Origin of the sequence: Nocardia sp. NPDC020380 (assembly GCF_044386975.1) — a bacterium.
Lineage (GTDB): Bacteria > Actinomycetota > Actinomycetes > Mycobacteriales > Mycobacteriaceae > Nocardia.
In genome coordinates this window covers 336,111-357,117 of the sequence record NZ_JBIRVQ010000003.1, presented here as the reverse complement: position 1 = coordinate 357,117, position 21,007 = coordinate 336,111, and the positions used below count along the sequence as shown (strand labels likewise).

The 21,007-nt window shown below is 68.1% G+C and carries 18 protein-coding genes; 12 read left to right on the top strand and 6 right to left on the bottom strand.

Annotated features, from left to right (window positions below; genetic code table 11):
* Positions 1-33 precede the first annotated feature (33 nt).
* From ACH438_RS09145 to ACH438_RS09110, 8 genes are all read left to right on the top strand, one after another.
* Positions 34-882, top strand: coding sequence for a TauD/TfdA dioxygenase family protein (locus ACH438_RS09145; protein WP_397003714.1), 849 nt, complete (start codon positions 34-36; stop codon positions 880-882).
* 1 nt (position 883) lies between these two features.
* A complete protein-coding gene (locus ACH438_RS09140) occupies positions 884-1,417 on the top strand; it encodes an FcoT family thioesterase (protein ID WP_397002963.1) in 534 nt (177 codons plus the stop codon).
* A complete protein-coding gene (locus ACH438_RS09135; protein WP_397002961.1) occupies positions 1,414-2,931 on the top strand; it encodes a long-chain-fatty-acid--CoA ligase in 1,518 nt (505 codons plus the stop codon). The genes ACH438_RS09140 and ACH438_RS09135 overlap by 4 nt, the downstream gene beginning before the upstream one ends.
* 15 nt (positions 2,932-2,946) lie before the next feature.
* Positions 2,947-3,186 (top strand): phosphopantetheine-binding protein, encoded by a 240-nt coding sequence (locus tag ACH438_RS09130; RefSeq protein WP_397002959.1) that lies wholly within the window; start codon positions 2,947-2,949, stop codon positions 3,184-3,186.
* A 1-nt stretch (position 3,187) separates the two neighbouring features.
* Positions 3,188-7,480, top strand: a complete 4,293-nt coding sequence (locus ACH438_RS09125) for an amino acid adenylation domain-containing protein (RefSeq protein WP_397002957.1) — start codon at positions 3,188-3,190, stop codon at positions 7,478-7,480.
* 57 nt (positions 7,481-7,537) lie between these two features.
* Complete coding sequence (locus ACH438_RS09120) at positions 7,538-8,275, top strand: hypothetical protein (protein WP_397002955.1); 738 nt, start codon at positions 7,538-7,540, stop codon at positions 8,273-8,275.
* Positions 8,276-8,384: 109 nt separating this feature from the next.
* Positions 8,385-8,939, top strand: a complete 555-nt coding sequence (locus ACH438_RS09115; protein ID WP_397003712.1) for a GNAT family N-acetyltransferase — start codon at positions 8,385-8,387, stop codon at positions 8,937-8,939.
* Positions 8,940-9,069: 130 nt separating this feature from the next.
* Positions 9,070-9,855, top strand: coding sequence for an alpha/beta hydrolase (locus ACH438_RS09110; RefSeq protein WP_397002953.1), 786 nt, complete (start codon positions 9,070-9,072; stop codon positions 9,853-9,855).
* Between the two features lie 39 nt (positions 9,856-9,894).
* Here the strand turns inward: ACH438_RS09110 and ACH438_RS09105 are convergent, their stop codons facing one another.
* Complete coding sequence (locus tag ACH438_RS09105) at positions 9,895-11,133, bottom strand: cytochrome P450 (protein WP_397002951.1); 1,239 nt, start codon at positions 11,131-11,133, stop codon at positions 9,895-9,897.
* A 42-nt stretch (positions 11,134-11,175) separates the two neighbouring features.
* Positions 11,176-12,081 carry an alpha/beta hydrolase gene (locus ACH438_RS09100; RefSeq protein WP_397002949.1) on the bottom strand — a complete coding sequence of 302 codons (906 nt, stop codon included), beginning with the start codon at positions 12,079-12,081 and terminating at the stop codon, positions 11,176-11,178.
* Between ACH438_RS09100 and ACH438_RS09095 the strand changes: the two genes are divergently transcribed.
* A complete protein-coding gene (locus tag ACH438_RS09095; protein WP_397003709.1) occupies positions 11,995-12,453 on the top strand; it encodes a TetR/AcrR family transcriptional regulator C-terminal domain-containing protein in 459 nt (152 codons plus the stop codon). The genes ACH438_RS09100 and ACH438_RS09095 overlap by 87 nt on opposite strands.
* Positions 12,454-12,479: 26 nt before the next feature.
* On the opposite strand, the gene ACH438_RS09090 is transcribed toward ACH438_RS09095, so the two are convergent.
* Both ACH438_RS09090 and ACH438_RS09085 read right to left on the bottom strand, forming a co-directional pair.
* Positions 12,480-13,292: a PIG-L family deacetylase gene (locus ACH438_RS09090; protein WP_397002947.1), complete on the bottom strand. Its 813-nt coding sequence runs from the start codon at positions 13,290-13,292 to the stop codon at positions 12,480-12,482.
* A gap of 295 nt (positions 13,293-13,587) precedes the next feature.
* Positions 13,588-14,238, bottom strand: a complete 651-nt coding sequence (locus ACH438_RS09085) for an amino acid-binding protein (protein ID WP_397002945.1) — start codon at positions 14,236-14,238, stop codon at positions 13,588-13,590.
* A 243-nt stretch (positions 14,239-14,481) separates the two neighbouring features.
* Between ACH438_RS09085 and gatC the strand changes: the two genes are divergently transcribed.
* The 3 genes from gatC to ACH438_RS09070 all read left to right on the top strand — a co-directional run bounded on the left by gatC (position 14,482) and on the right by ACH438_RS09070 (position 18,723).
* The gene (gene gatC / locus ACH438_RS09080) at positions 14,482-14,781 is read left to right on the top strand and encodes an Asp-tRNA(Asn)/Glu-tRNA(Gln) amidotransferase subunit GatC (protein ID WP_397002943.1); all 300 of its coding nucleotides are present in this window, start codon (positions 14,482-14,484) and stop codon (positions 14,779-14,781) included.
* Entirely contained in the window at positions 14,778-16,301 is a 1,524-nt protein-coding gene (gatA, locus tag ACH438_RS09075; protein ID WP_397002941.1) for an Asp-tRNA(Asn)/Glu-tRNA(Gln) amidotransferase subunit GatA, read from the top strand. The genes gatC and gatA overlap by 4 nt, the downstream gene beginning before the upstream one ends.
* Positions 16,302-16,581: 280 nt before the next feature.
* The gene (locus ACH438_RS09070) at positions 16,582-18,723 is read left to right on the top strand and encodes an ADP-ribosylglycohydrolase family protein (protein ID WP_397002938.1); all 2,142 of its coding nucleotides are present in this window, start codon (positions 16,582-16,584) and stop codon (positions 18,721-18,723) included.
* 3 nt (positions 18,724-18,726) lie between these two features.
* Here the strand turns inward: ACH438_RS09070 and ACH438_RS09065 are convergent, their stop codons facing one another.
* A complete protein-coding gene (locus tag ACH438_RS09065; RefSeq protein ID WP_397002936.1) occupies positions 18,727-20,181 on the bottom strand; it encodes an alpha/beta-hydrolase family protein in 1,455 nt (484 codons plus the stop codon).
* 5 nt (positions 20,182-20,186) lie between these two features.
* Positions 20,187-20,963: a hypothetical protein gene (locus tag ACH438_RS09060; protein ID WP_397002934.1), complete on the bottom strand. Its 777-nt coding sequence runs from the start codon at positions 20,961-20,963 to the stop codon at positions 20,187-20,189.
* Positions 20,964-21,007 lie beyond the last annotated feature (44 nt).

The window sequence follows — 21,007 nt, the reverse complement described above, 5'->3', positions numbered from 1 at the left end:
GCCGTACAGGAGATCGGAGGAACCCCCGTGAGAATGACACCGCAGCCCGGTATGGGTGTCGTGGTCGAGAACTTCGACGCGGACAGCACCGAGGACGTTCAGCTGCTGAAGAAGACCGTGTACCGGGACAAGATCGTGCTGCTGCGGGGGCAGGACCTGGACGTTCCCGGTTTCCTCGCGCTCGGCCGCCGGCTCGGCACGCCGGAGGCCTACTACGAGCCCGCCTACCACCACCCCGACCATCACGAGGTGTTCGTGTCGGCGAACGTGGAGGAGAACGGGCAGCGCATCGGCGTCCCGAAGACCGGGCGGTTCTGGCATTCCGATTACCAGTTCATGCCGCGGCCCTTCGACATCACACTGACCAGTCCGCGGGTGGTGCCCACCAAGAATCGCGGCACCCTCTTCATCGATATGGCGAAGGCATATGAGGGGCTTTCGCATGAGCTGAAGCAGCGGGTCGAGGGCACCAGCGCGACCCATACCGTGCGGCGCTACTTCAAGATCCGGCCCAGCGACGTGTACCGGCCCATCTGCGAACTGGTCGCGGAGGTCGATGCCAAGACCCCGCCCGTGACCGCACCGACCGTGTACGAGCACCCGCACACCGGTGAACGCGTCCTCTACCTCAGCGAGGGCTTCACCGAATCGATCACCGACGCCGCCGGACAGCAGCAGCCGGAGCTGCTGCGCGAATTGCTCGCCGCCACCGGGCAACTCGACGACGTCCCGAACGAGGTCCCCGTGCACCTGCAGACCTTCGAAGCCGGTGACGTGCTGATCTGGGACAACCGAACCCTGGTGCATCGCGCCGTGCACACCGACACCCCCGAGCCCGCGATCTCCTGGCGGGTCACCGTGCACGATCCGGCAGGTGCGTGAAATGTCCGTCGCACCCGTACTTCTCGACAATGACGCGGCCCTGCTGGACGAGGTACTGCGCTGCTACAAACCGCACTGCCGCTACCTGAAATCGCTGACCGTCGCGGTCACCGGCGACCGGGTGATCGGCACCGGGACCTTCTCGATCCCCGAACCCTGCTACATCGACGACACCGGGCATCTCAATGCCGTCGAGGTCGGCATCTGCTACAACCAGCTGCTCTACCAGACCATGGCCACCATGGTCCGGCACTCGACCGGGCCGGTGCTGGCGGACTGGACCATGGACGAATTCCTGCGCCGGTACCTGCCGGACGTGCTGATCGCCAGCTCCCGCAATGTGTTTCGGCGCGCCATCGACTCGCAGAGTTTCACCGGCGAGTTCGTGATCGAGCGCGCGACCCGGTATCAGCCGCGGGCGGATCTGCCCGAGCGGGTGGCGCTGGAGACCTCGTACCGGTTCTGGGACGAGCTGGGCGGGGAATGCGACGGGGAGATCCGCGTCGTGGTCGTGGACACCGGGACGGCGGCGTGAACCCGCGGACCGTCGCCGATCTGGCACGCGTGCACCCTGATCCGACGGTCACCGCGGTGATCTGCGGTGACCGGACACTGACCTACGGGGAACTGGACGAGGCGGGCAATCGTATTGCCGCCGCGTTCCGGGCCGCAGGGCTGGAACCGGGTGCGCGCGTGGCCTATCTCGGACTCGAATCGGTCGATTACTACGCGGCGCTGCTCGGCTGCGCCAAGAGCGGGACCGTGCTGGTGCCCGTCAACTTCCGGCTCACGGCGACCGAGATCGCTTACATCCTCGACGATTCCGATACGGCGTTGCTGGTGGTGGACGAGTCGCTGCGGTCTTCGGCCAGTGCGCCGCAGATTCCCGTGGTGACCGCCGAGGAGTTCCCGCAGTGGTACGGCGGCCATTCCGGCGACGATCCCGGGCTCGAGATCTCCGCCGACGACGCCGTGGTGCAGCTGTACACCAGCGGCACCACCGGACTGCCCAAGGGCGTGGTCCTCGCGCATCGCAGCTTCTTCGCGGTCCGTACGGCGCTGTCCGAGGCCGGCGAGGACTGGATCGACTGGCGGCCCGGCGATATCGGGATGATCGGCATCCCCGGCTTCCACGTGGGCGGAATCTGGTGGGCCACACAGGGTTTCGCCTCCGGAGCCACCATGGTGGCGCTGCCGCGCTTCGACAGCGGCACGGCCGTGCGGCTGATCCGCGAGCTCGGCGTGACCACGGTGTGCGTGGTGCCGTCCATGCTGCGGTTGATGCTCGACGATCCGGGTGCGGATCCGGCGTCCATGGCCACGGTGCGCAAGGTGGTGTACGGCGGTTCGCCGATCTCGGAATCCTTGCTGCAGCAGGCGATCGAGCATCTGGGTTGTGAGTTCGCGCAGATCTACGGGCTCACCGAGACCGGGAACACCGCCATCTGCCTGCCGCCCGAGGCGCACGTGCCGGGCAGCGGGCTGTTGCGTGCGGCCGGGCGGTCGTATCCGGGTTTCGGGGTGAAGATCATCGGATCGGCGGGCGCGAGCCTGCGCACCGGTGAGGTCGGGGAGATCTGCCTGCGCACGCCGGGCCACATGCTGGAGTACTGGCGCCGCCCCGAGGCGACGGCGGAAACGCTGGTGGACGGCTGGATTCACACCGGTGACGCGGGCTACCTCGACGCCGACGGCTACCTGTACCTGTGCGATCGGATCAAGGACATGATCATCGTGGCGGGGGAGAACATCTATCCCGCCGAGATCGAGAACGTCCTCGCCAAATACCCGGCGGTCGCCGACGTGGCCGTCATCGGCACACCCGACGACCGGTTCGGGGAGCAGGTGCACGCCTTCGTCGCGTTGCGGCCCGAGGCCGCCGCCACGCCCCGGGACCTGTTCCTGTTCTGCCGGGATGAGCTGGCCGCCTTCAAGATTCCCGCCCGCTTCGAATTCGTCGACCGCATTCCGCGCAATCCCAGCGGCAAGATCCTGCGCCGCGAACTGCGTGACCGCTATTGGCCCGCCGCCGGCCGCCGCATCAACTGAGAGGTCGAATCCACTGTGTCCCCAGCCATCACCTTCGATACCGTGCGCGCGGATATCGCGGGCGAGCTGTTCCTCACCCCCGAGGAGCTCGACCCGGAGGCGGATCTCTTCGCCGCGGGCCTGGATTCGGTGCGCGTGCTGTCCCTGGTGGAGCGCTGGCGCGCCGCCGGCCACGAGGTCGGCTTCGTCGACCTGCTCGAGCAGCCGACCCTGCAGGCCTGGTGGCAGCTGCTGACCCGCGCGCAGGAGAACTGAATTGCGGCTCACCGCTGCCCAATACGAGATCTGGCAGCAGCAACAGCAGCTCGCGTCCACCGCAATGCTCAATATCGCCGAGTATGTCGAGATCGACGGCGGAATCGACACCGGCCTGCTGACGGCGGCCATCCGGGCCACCGTCGGCGAGGTCGAAGCGCTGCACATGCGGTTCACGGACACCGAGGACGGTCCGCGTCAGCATGCTGAGCCGACGGACTGCCAGGTCCATGTCGTCGACCTGCGGGCGGACCCGAATCCTCGTGCCGCAGCGGAGGATTGGATGGCCGCCGACGTCGGCACCGACCTGTGCATCTACAACGACCGGCTGTTCACCCACGCGATCTTCCAGCTCGACGACCGGACGACCCTCTGGTACCACCGCGTTCACCACATCCTGCTGGATGGCTACGGCCTGGTGCTCTTCGCACGCCGAGCCGCGCAGTTGTACACCGCGATGATCAACGGCGACACCCCGCCGACGGTGAACTTCGGCTCCCTCGTCGCGGTAGCGGACCACGACCACGCCGACCAGGAATCCGAAAACTACAGTCGCGCAGAAGAATTCTGGCTGTCCTACGAACGCGACCGGCCTGCCCCCGTGGGCCCGGCGGGCCGGACCGCCCCTTTGTCTCCTCGAATGACCCGGGTCATCCACGACCTACCCCGCGACCTGGTCACCGCACTACGCGCCTACAAGACCACGACCTCCGCCGAAGCAATCATCGCGGGTGTGGCCGCCTACCTGCACCGCCTGTCGGGCGCCCCGCAGGTGAGCCTCGCGCTCCCGGTAATGATGCGAATCGGCACCCCCGCCCTGCGCGTCCCCACCATGACGGTGAACGCCATCCACTGCTGGACCGCCTTCACCCCGTCCACCACCTTCACGGCGGCCACCACCCAGGTCTCCACCCACCTCCGCACCAGCCGCCCCCACCACCGCTACCGCTACGGCGACCTGCTCCGGAAACTGGTCAACACCACCGGCGACCGCCGCATCTCCGGCCCCTCGGTCAATGTCATGCCCTTCGACTTCGGCCTCCGCTTCGCCGCTTCCCCCGGCACGGTCCGCAACATAGCCGCCGGCGTGGAAGAAGACATAGCCTTCCGCCTCTACGACTACGGCGACCAAGGCATCCGCCTCGTCATAGACGCCAACCCCAACCTCTACACCACCCTCGACCTCGAATCCCACGCCCGCCGCCTGTCCCGCTTTCTGAATCGGCTCCTGGCCGATCCGAACGATCCCATCGCGGACCTCCCACTGCTCGACGCCACCGACCTATCCGTGCTGAGCGCCTGGCGCGCCGCCGAGACCGCCGCCACCCGCGCGGGCAGGTCGACCATGGCGGGGCCGGGCTCGGTGGGCGTGGCAGAGCCGGATAGCACAGTGCTCGGCATGTTTCGGGCGCAGGTGCGGCGGGCGCCGGAGCGTGTTGCGGTGGTCGACGCCGGCGGCGCGATCGGGTTCGGGGAGCTGGCGGGGCGGGTCGATCGGCTGGCGATGCGGCTGCGTGAGTGCGGGGTCGGGCCGGGATCGGTTGTGCTGCTGGTGCTTCCGCGCACGGTGGACGCTGTGGTCGGGGTGTTCGCGGTGGTGGCGGCCGGGGCCGCTTATGTGGCGGCGGATCCGAATCATCCGGCCGGGCATCTCGAGTTTCTGTGCGACGACAGCGGCGCGGACGTGGTGGTGTCGGTGCGTGAACTGGCACGGGAGCTGCCCGGCGGTCTGCTGCCGGGCCTCGTATTGGTCGACGCGCTGCCGGAGCGCAGCCCCTCGGCGATGGCGCTTCCGGAGGTCGTGGCCGATTACCCTGCGTGCCTCACGTATACGTCGGGGTCGACGGGGAATCCCAAGGGCGCGTTGATCACTCATCGTGGACTGGCGAATCTCGCTCGGCATCACCAGCGGGTGCTGATCGCTTCGGCCGAACAGCCGAGGCGGGCCGGACTCACCGCGTCGTTCTGCTTCGACACCTCCTGGGAAGCGTTGTTCTGGCTGCTCAGCGGCCATGAGCTGCATATTGTCTCGGAGCAGGTGCGGGCGCAGCCGGAGGAACTGCTGGCGTACGTGGATCGGCATCGGATCGATTTCCTGGATTTGACGCCCACGCAGGCGGAGCAGCTCGTCGCGGCGGGATTGCTGGCGGCGGGGGCGCATCGACCCGCGGTGCTCGCCCTCGGCGGGGAGGCCGCGGGGGAGGCGCTCTGGGCCGCGCTGCGGAGTGCGCCGGAGATCGACGCGTACAACCTCTACGGTCCGAGTGAAGCGACCGTCGATGCGACCTGGGCGCGGTTGGCCGACAGCTCGGAACCCGTTATCGGCAAGGCGGTTTCGGGTGTGCATTGCGAGGTGCTCGACGCCCGCCTGCACCCCGTGCCGCCGGGCATACCGGGAGAGTTGTACCTGGCGGGCACCTCGCTCGCGCTGGGGTATCACCGCCGACCGGGTTTGACGGCTGCGCGTTTCGTCGCGGATCCCGAGGGTCCGCCCGGATCGGTGCGATACCGCACCGGTGATCGGGTGCGCCGAATGCCGGACGGCACGCTCGAATACCTCGGGCGCACCGATGATCAGGTGAATCTGGCGGGTGTGCGGATCGAACCCGCGGGCATCGAGGCGGCGCTGGCCACTCACCCGCAGGTGACGTCCGCCGCCTGTGCGGTGCTCGATGACCGTCTCGTCGGGTATGTGGTCACCACCGAGCCGCATCCTCGTCCGGCGGACCTCCGGCGGCATCTGCTGGATCGGATTCCGCGGTACCTGGTGCCGTCGCTGTTCGTCACGCTCGACCGCATGCCGACCACGGTGACCGGCAAGCTGGATCGCGCCGCCCTGCCCCGGCCGTTCGCCACCGGCGGTGCGTCGCGCCCGCCGCGTGACGATCGGGAACGCGTCCTGTGCGATTTGTTCGCAGAGGTCCTGGGTGTTCCGTCGATCGGCGTCGACGATGACTTCTTCGCGCTCGGTGGCGATTCCGCCATGGCCACCCGGGTGGCCGCGCGCATCCGCGCCGAACTGTCCGCCGAGGCCGACGTGCGCACGATCTTCGAAACCGCCACGGTGGCCGAACTCGCCGCTGAACTGGATGCCGATCAGGTTCGCGTGCAACTGATCCCGGACCTCGAAGCCGATGCCCGACTCGATCCGGACTTCCGAGTAGCGGATGCCGAAGTGCGCCCGCCGCGACATGTGTTGCTCACGGGGGCAACGGGATTCCTCGGCGCATTCCTGCTGAGCGAGCTGCTGAAGCGTCCGGACACCCGGGTGACCTGCCTGGTACGAGCTCCTCGCACTGCCCTCGAAGGGCAAGGTACCGCCGACGCGGCGATGCTGCGATTGCAGGAAAGCCTGCGGCACTACGGAGTTCAGGTTCCGTGGGATCACGTGACGGTAATCGCGGGGGACCTCGCACTCCCTGGTCTCGGCCTCGATCCGGCCGATCGCCGCACGCTGGCGGAATCGGTGGATGCGATCGTGCACAATGGCGCGCCGGTGCACCATCTCACGCCGTATGCGCGCCTGCGGCCGGGCATCGTGGACGGTACCCGCGAGATATTGCGGCTGGCCGCAGCCCACCATCCCAAGCTGGTGCACTACATCTCCGCCTGCGACACCGCGGTAGCGACCGAGGGGAATCCCGAGCTCATCCTCGAACGTCGCCGCGCGCCTGCCGCGAAAGTGCTTGCGAACGGCTACATCCAGGCCAAATGGGTCGCCGAAGGCCTGGTGCTCGCGGCCGAGGAGCGCGGTCTCCCGGTCGCGGTGTACCGACCCGGCCGGATCAGCGGTCACTCCGTCACCGGTGCCGGCAACACTCGCGACGCGTTCTGGACCATGGTCCGCAGCATGGTCCGGCTGGGCGTCGCACCGGACCGGCCCGAGCTGGTGAACCTGGTGCCGGTCGACCATGTGGCAGCGGCCGTCGCACACCTGGTATCCGCCGCCACCACCGGCGTCTACCACCTCACATCCCCCGAATCGACCTCCCTCGCAACCGTTCTCGCGAGGCTCCGCGCGCACGGCTACCGGTTGACCCCGGTCCCCGAGCGCACCTGGACGGAACGCTTACCGCGGCTCGGCGGGGACGGCGAACAATGCCGCGCCCTGCTCGATGCCCGGCCCCCCACACCCCGGGAGGCGTTCCGTTTCGACCGCACCAATACGGAACGCGGTCTGCGCGACGCCGACATCGTCGCGCCACACATCGACGCTCTGACCGTCGATGCCGGGATCCGGTATTTCATGCGCACCGGATTCCTTCGCGCGCCGGATGCCCGATCCGTCGCCTGATCACCCGCTTCGCCCGAAAACGAAGTTCTCTGCACCACCAGATGAGGAGTGTGTCCTTTGCGTACCCTGAACGCAGCCGCTGTCGCCGCCCTGTCCGTCGCCGCCCTGTCGGCCACCGCCGTCACCGCGAATGCCGAACCGGCACAACCGGATCCCGCCCGGCAGCCCTCCGGCCTGCACTTCACGGCCCAGATCGTGGACCACGCCGTCGAGGTGAGCACCGACGGCGGCACCCTCACCGCCACCGACGGCCGCTTCGAGGTGCACGGCGCGGACGGCAGTGTCCTGGACGGCATTCCGCTCACCTACCAGCGTGCCGGCAAGGTCTGGCCGATCGCCGCCGAAATCCACGGCACCACCGCCACCCTCACTCCCGGCACCGACCCGGCGCAGGCCGTCCCGGTCCCCGACCACGCCACCCCCGCGGTCCCCACGGCCCTGACCGATGCGGCCCTGCACGATATCGCCATCGACTGGCAGTCCACCGACTTCAATACCGCCGTCATGAACTTCGCCACCATGGCCGGCCTGGGCGTCACCCTGGGCACGCTCGTCGGCACGGTCATCGGCGCCACCGTCGGCTGCGTGGCGGGCGGCATCGTGGTCGGCGCCGCCGCCGGCACGGTAACCGTTGGCGCCCTTGCCATCCCCGGCTTCCTCGGCGGCTGCCTGGTAACCGGCGCCGCCCTCGGCGCCATCGGCGCGGTCATCGGCAATATCTTCATCGCCGGCCCGCTGGGCGGCGTCGGCGTCCTCCAGTTCCTGGACGCCATGAACCGCCAGGCGAACAAATAGCCATCGCGCCCGATCTTCCCTATGTTTGACCGATGGCGCCGGTCAAACAGATCCAGGTCACCTTCGACTGCGTGGAACCCGAGCGCGTCGTCCGATTCTGGTGCGAGTGATGTTCTCCATCGCGCTCGGCGCCGATGGCGCCCGTCTGTGCCCGCTCGAACCGTGGCAGGCCGAGGAGTTCCTGGCTCACCTCGATCGTGGGAGGGAATTCATCGGGCAGTACATCGCTTTCGCGGACCGAGCCACTGATCTGGACTCCAGTCGGGCTCTGCTGCGTGCCTATGCGGACAAGGCGGCTACCGACACCGGCCGGATCTACGGCATCTGGAGCGATGACGTCCTCGTGGGCGGTGTGCTGTTCCGGCGGATGGACTTCGAGCACGGAGTCGTCGAGGTGGGCTGCTGGCTCGAGCCGGCAGCCATCGGCAAGGGCCTCGCCACCCGGGCCGCTCGGGTGATCATCGATTGGGCGGTGCGGACCCGCGGCGCGCATCGCGTGGAATGGCAGGTCAAGGCGGGCAATCTGGCCAGCATCGCGGTGGCACGCCGCCTGGGGATGACCCTGGACGGCGTGCTCCGCGAAGCCATGGTGCACCACGGAAACCGCTTCGACGTCGAAGTCTGGTCGATCCTCGCACCGCAATGGCGCGCACTGTCCGGATGAACGGGGCTGCCGTGTAACGGTTTTGCCTCAGCCGAAGACGTAGCTGCTCGGGGGGAGCGGCAGTTCGCGGGCCGGAGATCACCTCGACGATGTAGCTGATGGCGATCCACAAATTGGAACCGACTGTTCGATGAGGCTTTCCGTACCTTGGCTCGCCACCCGCGCCACGCCATTCGGGGACAGTCGTGAAGCGGTCCTCGCCGCACTGACGCAGATGCGCGCCGACCTGACTGCCCACCCACTCCCGCTGCCCCTGGACCGGACCTTCAGCGGAAACGACTTGAACACAGTCCTTTTCAGCGTGAACAACGGACCGTTCGAGGCACTGGAGCAGAAGCTGCTCACCCTCCGGGCCGCAATGGATCACCCCGCCTTCGGCGCACTCTTGAACGTCGCCATGACCTTTCGCGTATCGCCCCTCATCGATGTCTTCGGTGAACACCTCCTCGAAGCCGGCCCGCGCCTCGGCTGGTGGACCGCACGCAACTGCAACGAGGCCGGCTGGAGCCACGACCTCGACCAGGTCGTCACCGCCGCCCAGCAACTGGCGACCGAAGCACCCCTGACCTACCTCGGTATGGGTTTCACCGCCCCCTGCGCTTTCTGGCCCGCCGCCCACCGCGATCCGAACCCGGTTCCCCTCGACCGCATCACCTCCGCTCTCCTGATCGGTAATGAAAAGGATCCGGTAACCCCGCTCTCGGGAGCCCGATCAGTTCACGTCGCCATCCCAGACTCCCGCCTCATCACCATCTCCGGCACCCAACGCCACCTCGCCCTCCCCGAAACCATGCCCAACGGCCTCCCCGGCTCGATCCCCGGCACCAGCGCCTGCGCCACCTCCGCCGTCATCGAATACCTCGTCCACGAACAACTCCCGCCCACCGACACCACCTGCCAACCCGACGGGCAATGAGACCCGGCTAGCCCGATAGTTGGCGGTAAACGGGTTCGGTCAGCGGGCGGTCATGCGTAGTGGTAGGTGGCGCAGGCCGGTGTGGCGGTTGCTGCGTGTCCACTCGATCGGGCCTGCGAGTTCGAAGTTCTCGAAGCGCGCGAACAGTTCTTCGAAGACGACTCGCATCTCCAGGCGGGCCAGGTGTGCGCCGAGGCAGAAGTGGATGCCCTGGCCGAAGCCCAAGTGTGGATTGGGGTCTCGATGGATGTCGAAGTGGCCGGCGCGATCGAATCGGAGCTCGTCGCGATTCGCCGAGGCCTCCCAGACCAGCACCTTCTGGCCCGGCGCCAACCGATGCCCGCCGAGTTCGGTGGGCTCGGTGACCGTGCGGCGTTTGGATGGTGACGGTGCGGTCCAGCGCACCATTTCCTCGATGGCGACCGGCAGCAGCTGCGGGTTCTCGCGCAATTCGGCTAGCTGCGAAGGGTTTTCGATCAATGCGAGCAGTCCGGCGGCAATGGCATTGCGGGTGGTGTCGGCGCCGCCGGAGAACAGCAGGTTGAAGAACGATCGTAATTCCTCGTCGGACAGGCGCGGTGGATCCTCGTCCGGCATCTCCGCGTGCACGACCAGCGACAGCATGTCCGCCCCCGGATCGGCCCGGCGCTCGGCGATCTGCGCCAGCCCGTACGCGTAGAGATCCCCGATCGACCGCAGTCGTTCCGGGCTGGGGGACAAGTAATCCTGGCCCTCGGGGATATCGAAGACATGCTCGAGCAGCCCGAACAAATGGTGCCGATCCGCCTCGGGGATACCGAGCAGAAAACAGATGGCCTGCATCGGCAACTCCGCCGCGATCTCGGCGAGAAAATCATGCTCGCCACCGCTCTCGACGGTATCCAGCAACCGCCCGGTGCGAGCCCGCAGATCCTCCTCCAGCGCGCGAACAGTCCTGGGCGTCAACCCTTTCGACACCAGCCGTCGAATTCTGGAATGCCGCGGATCATCCATCATGTTCAACATCGACCCCGCGACTGGCAGATCCTGCAGCACGGTACCCCCATAAGGCCGATCACCCCCGGTCTCGGAGGAATAGACACCCGGGCTGGTCAGTACCTCTCTGGTCTCGGCATAAGTAGCCACCGACCAGAACCCCTCCCCATCAGGTGTATGCCCCGTGGGTTCATGCCAATAGACCGGAGATTCCTTGCGGTGCAAGGCGAACAGATCATGCGGGAACCCCGCGGCGAAGTTGTCCAGATCGGTGAGGTCGACGGACGAGAGCGTCTCAGCCATACCTTACGAACCTACTGATGGTGCTCCGAAACAGAAGCTGTTTCAGCCGACTCGCAAAGCCAGTGCTGCGCGGAGGAATTCGCGGATCTCCGTCCGGGCGGCCTCGGCCTGCGGTTCCACGCCCGGCAGGGTGAGGAATGCGTGCCGGGCACCCGGGTATTCGGTGAGGTGCACAGGCGTTCCGGCCTTTTCCAGGCGTTCGGCGTAGCGGCGGCCGTGATCGGCCAGTGCGTCGTGGGTCGGTACCAGGACCAGTGCGGGGGCGAGAGCGCTCAGGTTGTCTGCGTGTAGTGGGGAGACGGCGCGGGCTTCGGTTGATGGTGGGATGGCGAGCCGTTGGAGGAGCTTCAGTACTGGGAGGGCTCGGCTCGGGGTGTAGGCGTACTCGGTGATCGAGGGGTAGTCGTACATCGTGGCGGTCACGTCGAGTGCTGGGTTGACCAGGATTTGTGCGGCGAGGCGCAGGCCGGCCTCGCGGGCTCGGATGGCGGTCAGCGCGGTGATCAGTGCGCCGAAGCTTTCGCCGAAAACGGCTGTGCGCGCTGGGTCGACACCCCATTCTGCGGCGTGCTGCAGCACGTGCTCGAGCACGTCCCAGCCGTCGGCGGCGGCATGGGCGAGCGGGTTGCCGGGGTCGACGAGGCGGTGTTCTACCGAGACGACGACTGCGGGCAGGTGGGTGGCGAGATGGCTGTTGGTCCAATCGCATTGCGCCGCCGTGCCGACGAAACCGCCTCCGTGCACGTGGATTACGAGCGGCAGGTCGGTTCGGGTGGCGGCCGTCGACGTCGGCCGGTACGTCCGCACGGGAAGGTCGCGGCCCGGCAGCGCCAACTCTCGCCACTCGATCGTGGCGTCGGGATCCGGCTCGCCGAGGTACGGCCATGCCGCGCTGGATGCCCGCCAGCCGCCGCGGCACTGCGCCTGCGGGAAGCGTTCGGCCGGCACCCGCAGGTCGCCGCGATCTGGGGACGCTACGGTTCCGGCGGCACGGGTTCCCGGCTGGTCATGGAGGAGGTGCTACAGGCCCTGCGGACCTCGGGGCTGCCCGATGCGGAGATTCCGCGCCACTACCACCGGATCGTCATCCTCATCGCCGCGCTCATCGCGTCCGAGGCCGGCATCGACACCCTCACCCCCGACGAGTACGAACAGGGCATGGAACAGTTCCGGGTCGCGGTACTCGGCGCCGACCCCGACCGCTTCCCGGCCCTGTCCCACTTCGCTCGTGAGATCCGCCCCCTCGGCGCCGACCGCCGCGCCGCCTTCGAAGAGATCCTCGCCGCCCACCTCGCCCGCATCGAAGCCGAAATCGGCTGACACGCAGGCACTTCGGCGTTAATGGGTCAGCGCAGTCCGGCGAATAGGTCGGACTCGTGTGCGGGTGCGGCCGCGACGCGGTTGAAGTGGCGGACGAAGCTCTCGCTGCCGAACATCGCCTGCTGGAGTTCGGCGGGCATGTGCAGGAACGGCATGCTGTCGGCCTGACTGCCGTGGACCGCGAGGGCCTTGAGCTTGCGCTGGGCGTAGGCGCTGACATCCAAGGTCGCGGTGATCTGATCCATCGGCGTACCGAAGTCTTCCGGCGGCTCGAAATCGACCAGGCCGGTCGCCTTCAAGGTTTTGAACAGCTCGCGCGAACTCTCGCGCGGAATCGCGGTGTAGTAGAGCTTGTCCGGGATATCGGTCGCCGCGGCCGCCGCCAGCGTGATGCGGTTGGCCTGGATGTGATCGGGATGGCCGTAGTTGCCGTTCTCGTCGTAGGTGACGACCACCTGCGGCCGGTAATGCCGCATGAGCTCCGCGAGTCGCGGAGCCGATTCCTCGACCGGAATGTTCCAGAAGGACTGCGAGTCGTTATTGGCGTCCCACCCGACCATCCCGGAATCGTGATACCCGAGCAGTTCGACATGCTCGATCCCCAGCAAGGCCGCCGACTCCTGCAGCTCGGCGAGTCGTTGCGCCCGTACCGCACTCGGATCATGGCCCGGCTCACCGGGTTTGATCCCACCCGGCGCATCACCCTGCTCACCATTGGTGCAGGTCACCAGCACCGTCCGGATCCCTTCGCCGGCGTACCGAGCGAAAACCCCACCGGTACCGATGACCTCGTCGTCCGGATGGGCGTGTACCGCCATGATCGTCAATTGGTCGCCCATGAGTCCCTGTCTTGATGCACTCGGCAATACATTGCTCCCACTCTACGAACGAACACCGCCACCCGCGCCAGTGATTCCGGCTACCCCATTCGCGATCCACATTCCGGGCCGGATGGCCGACAGCAATAGCCGGGTCAACCGATCGAGATCAGCCTCGAGATCGATCTCAGGACGTCGGCTCCCCCGCCGCCCGCGGCTGTAACCCGCACCCGCCGAAGCTTTCTCCGAAACGAAAGAACTCCGCGACCCCCGAGCGGGTCGCGGAGTACAAGATATTTGGCGCTGTGGAATTCCCTCAGCCGAGCACGGTGGCGATTATTCCGGCGAGGTACCCGAGCCGGGCCACTTCGGAGGGCCGGAAGTCCGGTCCACCCGGACGACCCAGCAGCAGTACCTTGCCGGTATTGCCGAGCGGCGCGGCCGCCAGCTTGGTGTCCATGTCGCGCCACAACTGTGGCACCCAGTCGCCTTCACCGTCGAGCACCGACGGCTTCTCCAGCGGCATCCACGGCGCCGAAGCCGCCTGCGTGGACGGCGCGGATCCGGAGCCGACCACGCGGTAGGCGCCGGAGGGACCCATGTCGATCACGGTGGACCAGCCGACGCGCAGCACCCGCGGTACGCCGTCGACCAGCACCTGCAGCCGGTCGTCGCGGGCATTGGCGACCTGGTCGATGAGCTCCAGCTCGCGATGCGTGTCGAGCATGCCGGAGTAGGGGCGCAGCGAATCGACCTGCACATCATGGATGGATTCGGCTGCGGTGATGAGGGTGTCGGGCAAAGCGCCCGGCGGCACTTCCACCACGATGTCGTCTATCGCGAAGCCATCACCGCGTTCGACCACATCCAGGGAGAGGATATCGGCGCCGACGGTTCCCAGTGCGAGTGCGAGCGACCCGAGGCTGCCTGGGCGATCCGGAAGTTGCACGCGAAGCAGGTATGACACGTGCCTTCCTTTCTTTCTTGTGCGACCGACACTTTCGGACGTATACCCGAGTCCCGCAATACTTACACTCTCGAGAGCGGGTTATCGAATCGAAGCGTCCGCGGTGATGTAGGCCACTTACCCAACGGTTACCTATCGACGGTAGCCGGTCCGGGCCACTCCTGTGCGGGGGAGCCGGTCACGACCCACTAGGCTGTCGGTTGCCGATCACCATGCTCGAACCATGCCGAAAGGGGTCTCGCGGTGCCCGCCATCTCCAGGGACGAGGTCGCTCACCTCGCCCGGTTGTCCCGGCTCGCTCTGACGGACGACGAACTCGATCTGTACGCCGGTCAGCTGGATTCCATCCTGACCCACGTCGCCCAGATCTCGCAGGTCGCCGCCGCCGACGTACCCGCCACCGCATCCCCGAATCCGGAGACCAATGTGACGCGCCCGGATGTGGAGCAGCCCTGCCTGACTCCCGAGCAGGCGCTGGCCATGGCTCCGGCCGTGGACGAACAGCGGTTCATGGTTCCGCAGATTCTGGGAGAGGGCGAATGAACGCAGCATCGCAGGGCGATTCCGTGAGGGGTGGCGGTCGGGCGACGGGTGGGCCGGACCTGACCAAGCTGTCCGCGGCCGAGCTGGCGGACAAGATCCACTCGCGCGCGGTCTCCTCGGTCGAGGTCACCGAGGCCCACATCCAGCGCATCGCCGAGGTCGACGGGGAGATCAACGCCTTCCTGCACGTCGCCGGCGAGCAGGCGCTGCTGACCGCCGCCGAGGTGGACCGGCAGGTCGCCGATGGCAAGGTCGTCTCGCCGCTGGCCGGTGTTCCCTTGGCGCTCAAGGACGTTTTCACCACCACCGACATGCCGACCACCTGCGGGTCGAAGATGCTCGAAGGCTGGGTGTCGCCCTACGACGCGACCCTGACCAGCAAGCTGCGCGAGGCCGGCATCCCGATCCTCGGCAAGACCAATATGGACGAGTTCGCCATGGGCTCCTCCACCGAGAACTCCGCGTACGGCCCGACCCGCAACCCGTGGGACAAGGACCGCATCCCGGGCGGTTCGGGTGGCGGTTCCGCCGCGGCGCTCGCCTCCTACCAGGCGCCCCTCGCGATCGGCACCGACACCGGCGGTTCCATCCGGCAGCCGGCCGCGGTCACCGCGACCGTCGGCACCAAGCCCACCTACGGCACCGTCTCCCGCTTCGGCCTGGTCGCCTGCGCGTCCTCGCTGGATCAGGGCGGCCCGTGCGGCCGGACCGTGCTGGACACCGCGCTGCTGCACGAGGTCATCGCCGGCTACGACCCCAAGGACTCCACCTCCCGCAACGTCCCGGTGCCGCCCGTCGTGGCCGCCGCGCGCGCGGGCGCGAACGGTGATCTGAAGGGCGTGAAAGTCGGTGTGGTGAAGGAACTTCACTCCGACAGCTACCAGCCCGGCGTCATCGCCTCCTTCGATGCCGCGGTCGCGCAGCTGAAGGACCTCGGCGCCGAGGTGATCGAGGTGTCCTGCCCGCACTTCGAATACGCGCTGCCCGCCTACTACCTGATCCTGCCGTCGGAGGTGTCGTCCAACCTGGCGCGCTTCGACGCCATGCGGTACGGCCTGCGCGTCGGCGACGACGGCACGCATTCGGCCGAACAGGTCATGTCGCTGACCCGCGAGGCCGGGCTCGGCCCGGAGGTCAAGCGCCGCATCATGATCGGCACCTACGCGCTGTCGGCCGGCTACTACGACGCGTACTACGGTCAGGCCAACAAGGTCCGCAACCTGATCGCGCAGGACTTCGACAAGGCCTACGAGACCGTCGACGTGCTGGTCTCGCCGACCAGCCCGTTCACCCCGTGGAAGCTGGGCGAGAAGGTCAACGACCCGCTGGCCATGTACCTGTCCGACCTGTGCACGCTGCCCACCAACCTGGCCGGGCACTGCGCCATGTCGGTACCGTCCGGTCTCAGCGCCGACGACGGCCTGCCGGTCGGCCTGCAGATCATGGCGCCGGCCCTCGCCGACGACCGGCTCTACCGCGTCGGCGCGGCCTACGAGGCCGCGCGCGGTCCGATCGCCTGAGCTCGGTCCTCTGCCCTACGCTTCGCTCCGGGCGGGTTCGCGGCCCCGAAGTCTCGATTCTTCCCTCCCTCCGCTCCTCCGCTGCGCTCCCCCGCTCCACTCAGTCCAGAATCGAGCCGGCCGCGAACGATGAGCGTGGGAGTAGTCGGGCGTTGATGCCGTGGGCGGACAGTGCGATTCGGCTCCCGGCCCGCTCGGCCGGGAGCCGTTTTCGTCGGCGCGTCGGACGCGCCCGGTAGGCTGGCAGGTTGTTCCAGGCGTGAAGGGTTTTCTTGGGGATATGTTGCGACGCGGGGAGTCCTTCGCGGGCTATGTGATCGAGCGCGAAGTCGGCCGGGGCGGAATGGGCTCGGTATACGCGGCGCGCCATCCCCGGCTGCCCCGACTGATCGCGCTCAAGATCCTGCACCGGGAAATGTTCGACCAGAACGAAACCCGCATCCGCTTCGAACGCGAAGCCGATCTGGTCGCCCAGCTCGATCACCCGAACATCATCACCGTGTTCGACCGCGGGGCCGAGGACGATCAACTGTGGATCGCCATGCAGTTCGTCGACGGGGTCGACGGCGCCTCGGTCGACATCCGCGACATCTCGCCGAAACGGGCGGTGCAGATCGCCATCCAGACCGCGGGGGCGCTCGATTACGCGCATGCGCGAGGCGTGCTGCACCGGGACGTGAAACCCGCCAATATCCTGCTGTCCAGCGTCTCCGGCGCGGCCGCCGGATTCAGCGAGCGGGTCCTGTTGAGCGACTTCGGCATTGCCCGCATGCTCGACGACACCGCGCACCTCACCCGCACCGGCATGCTCAATGCCACGGTCGCGTTCGCCTCCCCGGAGCAGATCAGCGGTGGGCCGCTCGGGCCGCACTCCGATCAGTATTCGCTGGCCTGCACCGTGTTCCGGCTGCTCACCGGGCGCGGGCCCTTCGACGCGCCCACGCTGGCGGCGGTCATGCTCGGGCATCTGCAGCAACCGCCGCCCTCGGCTCGCGCGCTGCGCCCGGACCTTCCGCCCGGCCTGGACGAGGTGCTCGCCCGGGGTATGGCGAAACGGCCCGAGGACCGGTACGACTCCTGCTCGGAATTCGCGCTCGCGGCGTCACGCACGCTGCCCAGCGTGCCGGTGACCCTCGACCGGCCGCCGCGGCCGCCCGCCTCGGAACGGCAGAGCGAGCCCGATCAGCACACGGTGCTCAATCACTCCGCGCCCGAATCGCGGACGTTCCTGGACACGCAATACGCCCCCGAACTGCGGCCCGATCAGCGATCCGCCGCGAACCATCAGGTGGCCGAGCAGCGGTCTGTGGCCGAGCAGCGGCCCGCGACGCGATCCACCTATGACGCGATGCTCGGATGCCTGCTCGGCGGGGCCGTCGGCGATGCGCTGGGTGCGCCGATCGAGGCCATGCTGCTGCGGAACATTCAGCAGCGGTACGGGATGCACGGCGTCACCGGGTCACCCGATACCTACCGCGGTCGCATCTCCGACGAGACACAGCTGACCTTGTTCACCACCGAGGCGCTCATCCGCAATGCGGGGCCGCGCACCGGCGCCACCGGAGCGACCGTGGGGCTCATTCAAGAGGGGCTGCTGGTCTGGCTGCAAGGTCAGGGGGAAGCGGTTGCGCCGCAGCCGTATCCGCTGCGCAGCAAGCTGGGCGGCTATCCGGAGCTCATGAGCTATCGCGGCCCGACGCACTCCACCACGGCCGCCATGCAGAAGGCGGCGCTGCGGCAGCAGCCCGCGGCACCGCTGGGGACGCGGGACAATCCGATCAACGATTCCAAGGGTTGCGCGGCGGTCGTGCGCGCGGCGCCGTGTGGATTCACGGGCTCGCTGGAGTACTCGTTCGAATTGGCTTGTGATGCAGCGGCGCTCACGCACGGTAATCCGGGTGGCTGGCTACCCGCCGGGACGCTCGCGGCCACCGTGTACGGCCTGTCGAGGGGCCTCGACCTACGTGCCGCACTGGATCGAGCGCGCGCCGAGCTGGCTCGGCATCGCGATCACGAGGAAACCTCGCACGCACTGGCGCAGGCCGTCCGGCTCGCCGACGAGACCTCCGGCCCCGGCCGGCCGTTGCCCGATCCCGAATCCGTGGAGAAGCTCGGCTACGGCGTGATCGGTCCCGAGGCCCTGGCCATGGCCGTCTACGCGGCCCTCTGCGCGGAATCCGCGGGCGGCAGCCCGGAGCAGATCTTCCGCAGCGGTGTCCTGCTGTCGGTCAACCACTCCGGCGACAGCGACGCGACCGGTGAGATCTGCGGCGCCCTGCTCGGCACCCGTTTCGGTATCCGGGCCATCCCCGAACTCTGGCGCACCCGCCTGGACGCCGCCGCCGTCATCGACCGGCTCGCCACCGAGTTCGCGCACGAGTTCGGGCCTGCCATCCAGCAATTCGGCAACGCGGTGCCCTGACCTTCAGCAGTCCGGCAACGCGGTGCCCTGATCGGTGCCGTAGCGGTGACCGTGCCCGGGCGGCGCGCTCAGGGCGCCCAGCAGATCCATCGAGGTCTGCAGGAAGCTGACCACCGGAATCCACTGCGGGACCGGCGCATCCGGCCGGGTGCCGGTGAGATCCGGCGCCCGCCAGATCAACCGCGGTGACCAGCGCACCACCGGATCCGAGGCATTGGCCAGCACTACCGCGCGCCCGCGATTCACCTGCCCGGCGGGCGGGCCCGCCCACAGCACGCCACAGGTGCGGTGATCCTGGTCGGCGTCACTGGCGAAGACCTTGCTGCCCGCGAACGCGCCCAGACTCTGCCCGTACATGAACAGCTTCGGCGGATGCGGCATCGTCGAAATATGTTGCGCCACCGCCTGGAAGAGCGCCCGCGCCGACTCCCCGGCAGCGCTGCGCCCGAACAAGAACGTCACCCAGCTGGGCGCGTCCGAATACTGCAACCCCACCAATGCGACATTGCCGCCGAACCGTTCATCCATCCCGCGCGCCGCATCCCCGTCGATCCACCCCGATCCGGTCGGCACCGTCACCACCAGATTCGCCCGGTCGAACCCTCCGGTCCGCTCCAGCTCCCTGATCGCGAGCGCTACCCGCGCACCCAAGCTCGGAGCGGAATTCAACCCCACATACACGCGCACCGCCCGCGCCGGTGTCCCGGTCACGAACCGCCGGCCCTCCGCACCCAGTGACGACCAGCTGGCCATCGATACCGGACTACCCGAGCGACTGGGTGAAACCGGCTGCGGCAGAGCCGGATCCACGAACGAATTGGACGCCTCATACGCATCCCGCCGCCACTGCACAGCCGCCGGAATCAACACGAACTGCATCGCAAGCACGACCGCCACTCCGATCGCCGTACTCCGTGCCCGCCCCAACCGCCGCACGGTCCACCGCAATCCCCGGCAGACTCCCACGATCAGACCGACGAGAAAGGCAGTGACCAGAATCCACTGCAGCCAATACACGGGCCCAATGGTCCCCACGCGCATAGCGGCCCGTAACTGGTTCTGCCAGTTCTGCGCATAAACGATCGCCCCCGCACTGGCGAGCACTCCGGCCACCAGCGCAGGCAACGCATACCGCCCGGACCAATTCCGCCCGATATTCGTGCGCCGCAGCACCATTCGCCCGATACCCACCACCGCGAGCCCGATCAACACGAGCAGTGCGGTCAGCACGGCTTGCGCCGACGGCGTCCGCGGCAGCAGGCCGGGAGCCAGCGAGACGAGTACCGCGGCGGTCACGGCCAGCGTGGTCCCGATCCGTGGCGGCACGAATCGCACACGCGCCCAACGAGATCCGCTGTCCAGAGTGATGCCCGGCCCGTTCGGTGTGGCGGGCCGGGGATCGTTCGGTTCGGTCGCCGTGTGCTCGACGCCGGTCATCGTGTCCTCTGCTTTCGTCATCGTGGTCACAGCGGGACCGCCGCTGCGTTCGTGGCGGCGCGCGCGGTCCGGCGGCTACGGACGATCGACCGGATGCCGACCGCCAGTCCGGCGGTCAGGACGCCGAGTGCGCCAGCGCCGCACAGCATTCGGGCCTCGGACGGCCGCCCGTTCTGCGGCTGGAAGAACGGTTCGTAGATCGGGACGCCGTAGTCCTGCCGGATGGAGTTCAGGTCCACCGCGGTGGTCGCGATGCTGGCCATCACCTCGCAGTAGGCGTGCGAGACGACCTCGGTGCGGTCCGCGCAGGCCGCGTGCATGCGCCGTTCCAGTCCGGCGTCGGAGGCCTGCCGTGCCCACGGGCCGAGGGGCTGGCCGCGCCGCGCCGCGTACCGCAGCATGTCGTAGCCGAAATCGTGCGCCTGGCAGGCGGTGACGAACTCGGCCGGCAAGGTCACCGGTGAGGAGCAGCGGCCCTTCGGATCGGTGAGCATGCCGTCCCGCAGGACCGGCTGATACCCCGCCTCGGCGGCGAAGTCGGCCGGGATCACGCTCGTATCCGGATGGTCCGCAACCGATTCCAGCAGCCCGGCCCGCGCCACCGCATTCTCGGGGGCGGGCGGCGTGGCGGCCGTCGCGTCGATGGGCATGAAAACCGCGGACGCGGCGAAGAGTACGGCGGCCGCCGCGGTCAGGGTGCCGGCGCGACCCAGCGGGGCGACGCGGCCGGACCTGGTCGTCGCGGCGCGGGGGCCGGAGCCCTGAGCATTGTCGTGCGAATTCTCCGAGGTGTTCGCTTCCATGGCTCAAAAGCTAGAAATCGGGGTGCTACCGGCACGTCGTGCTG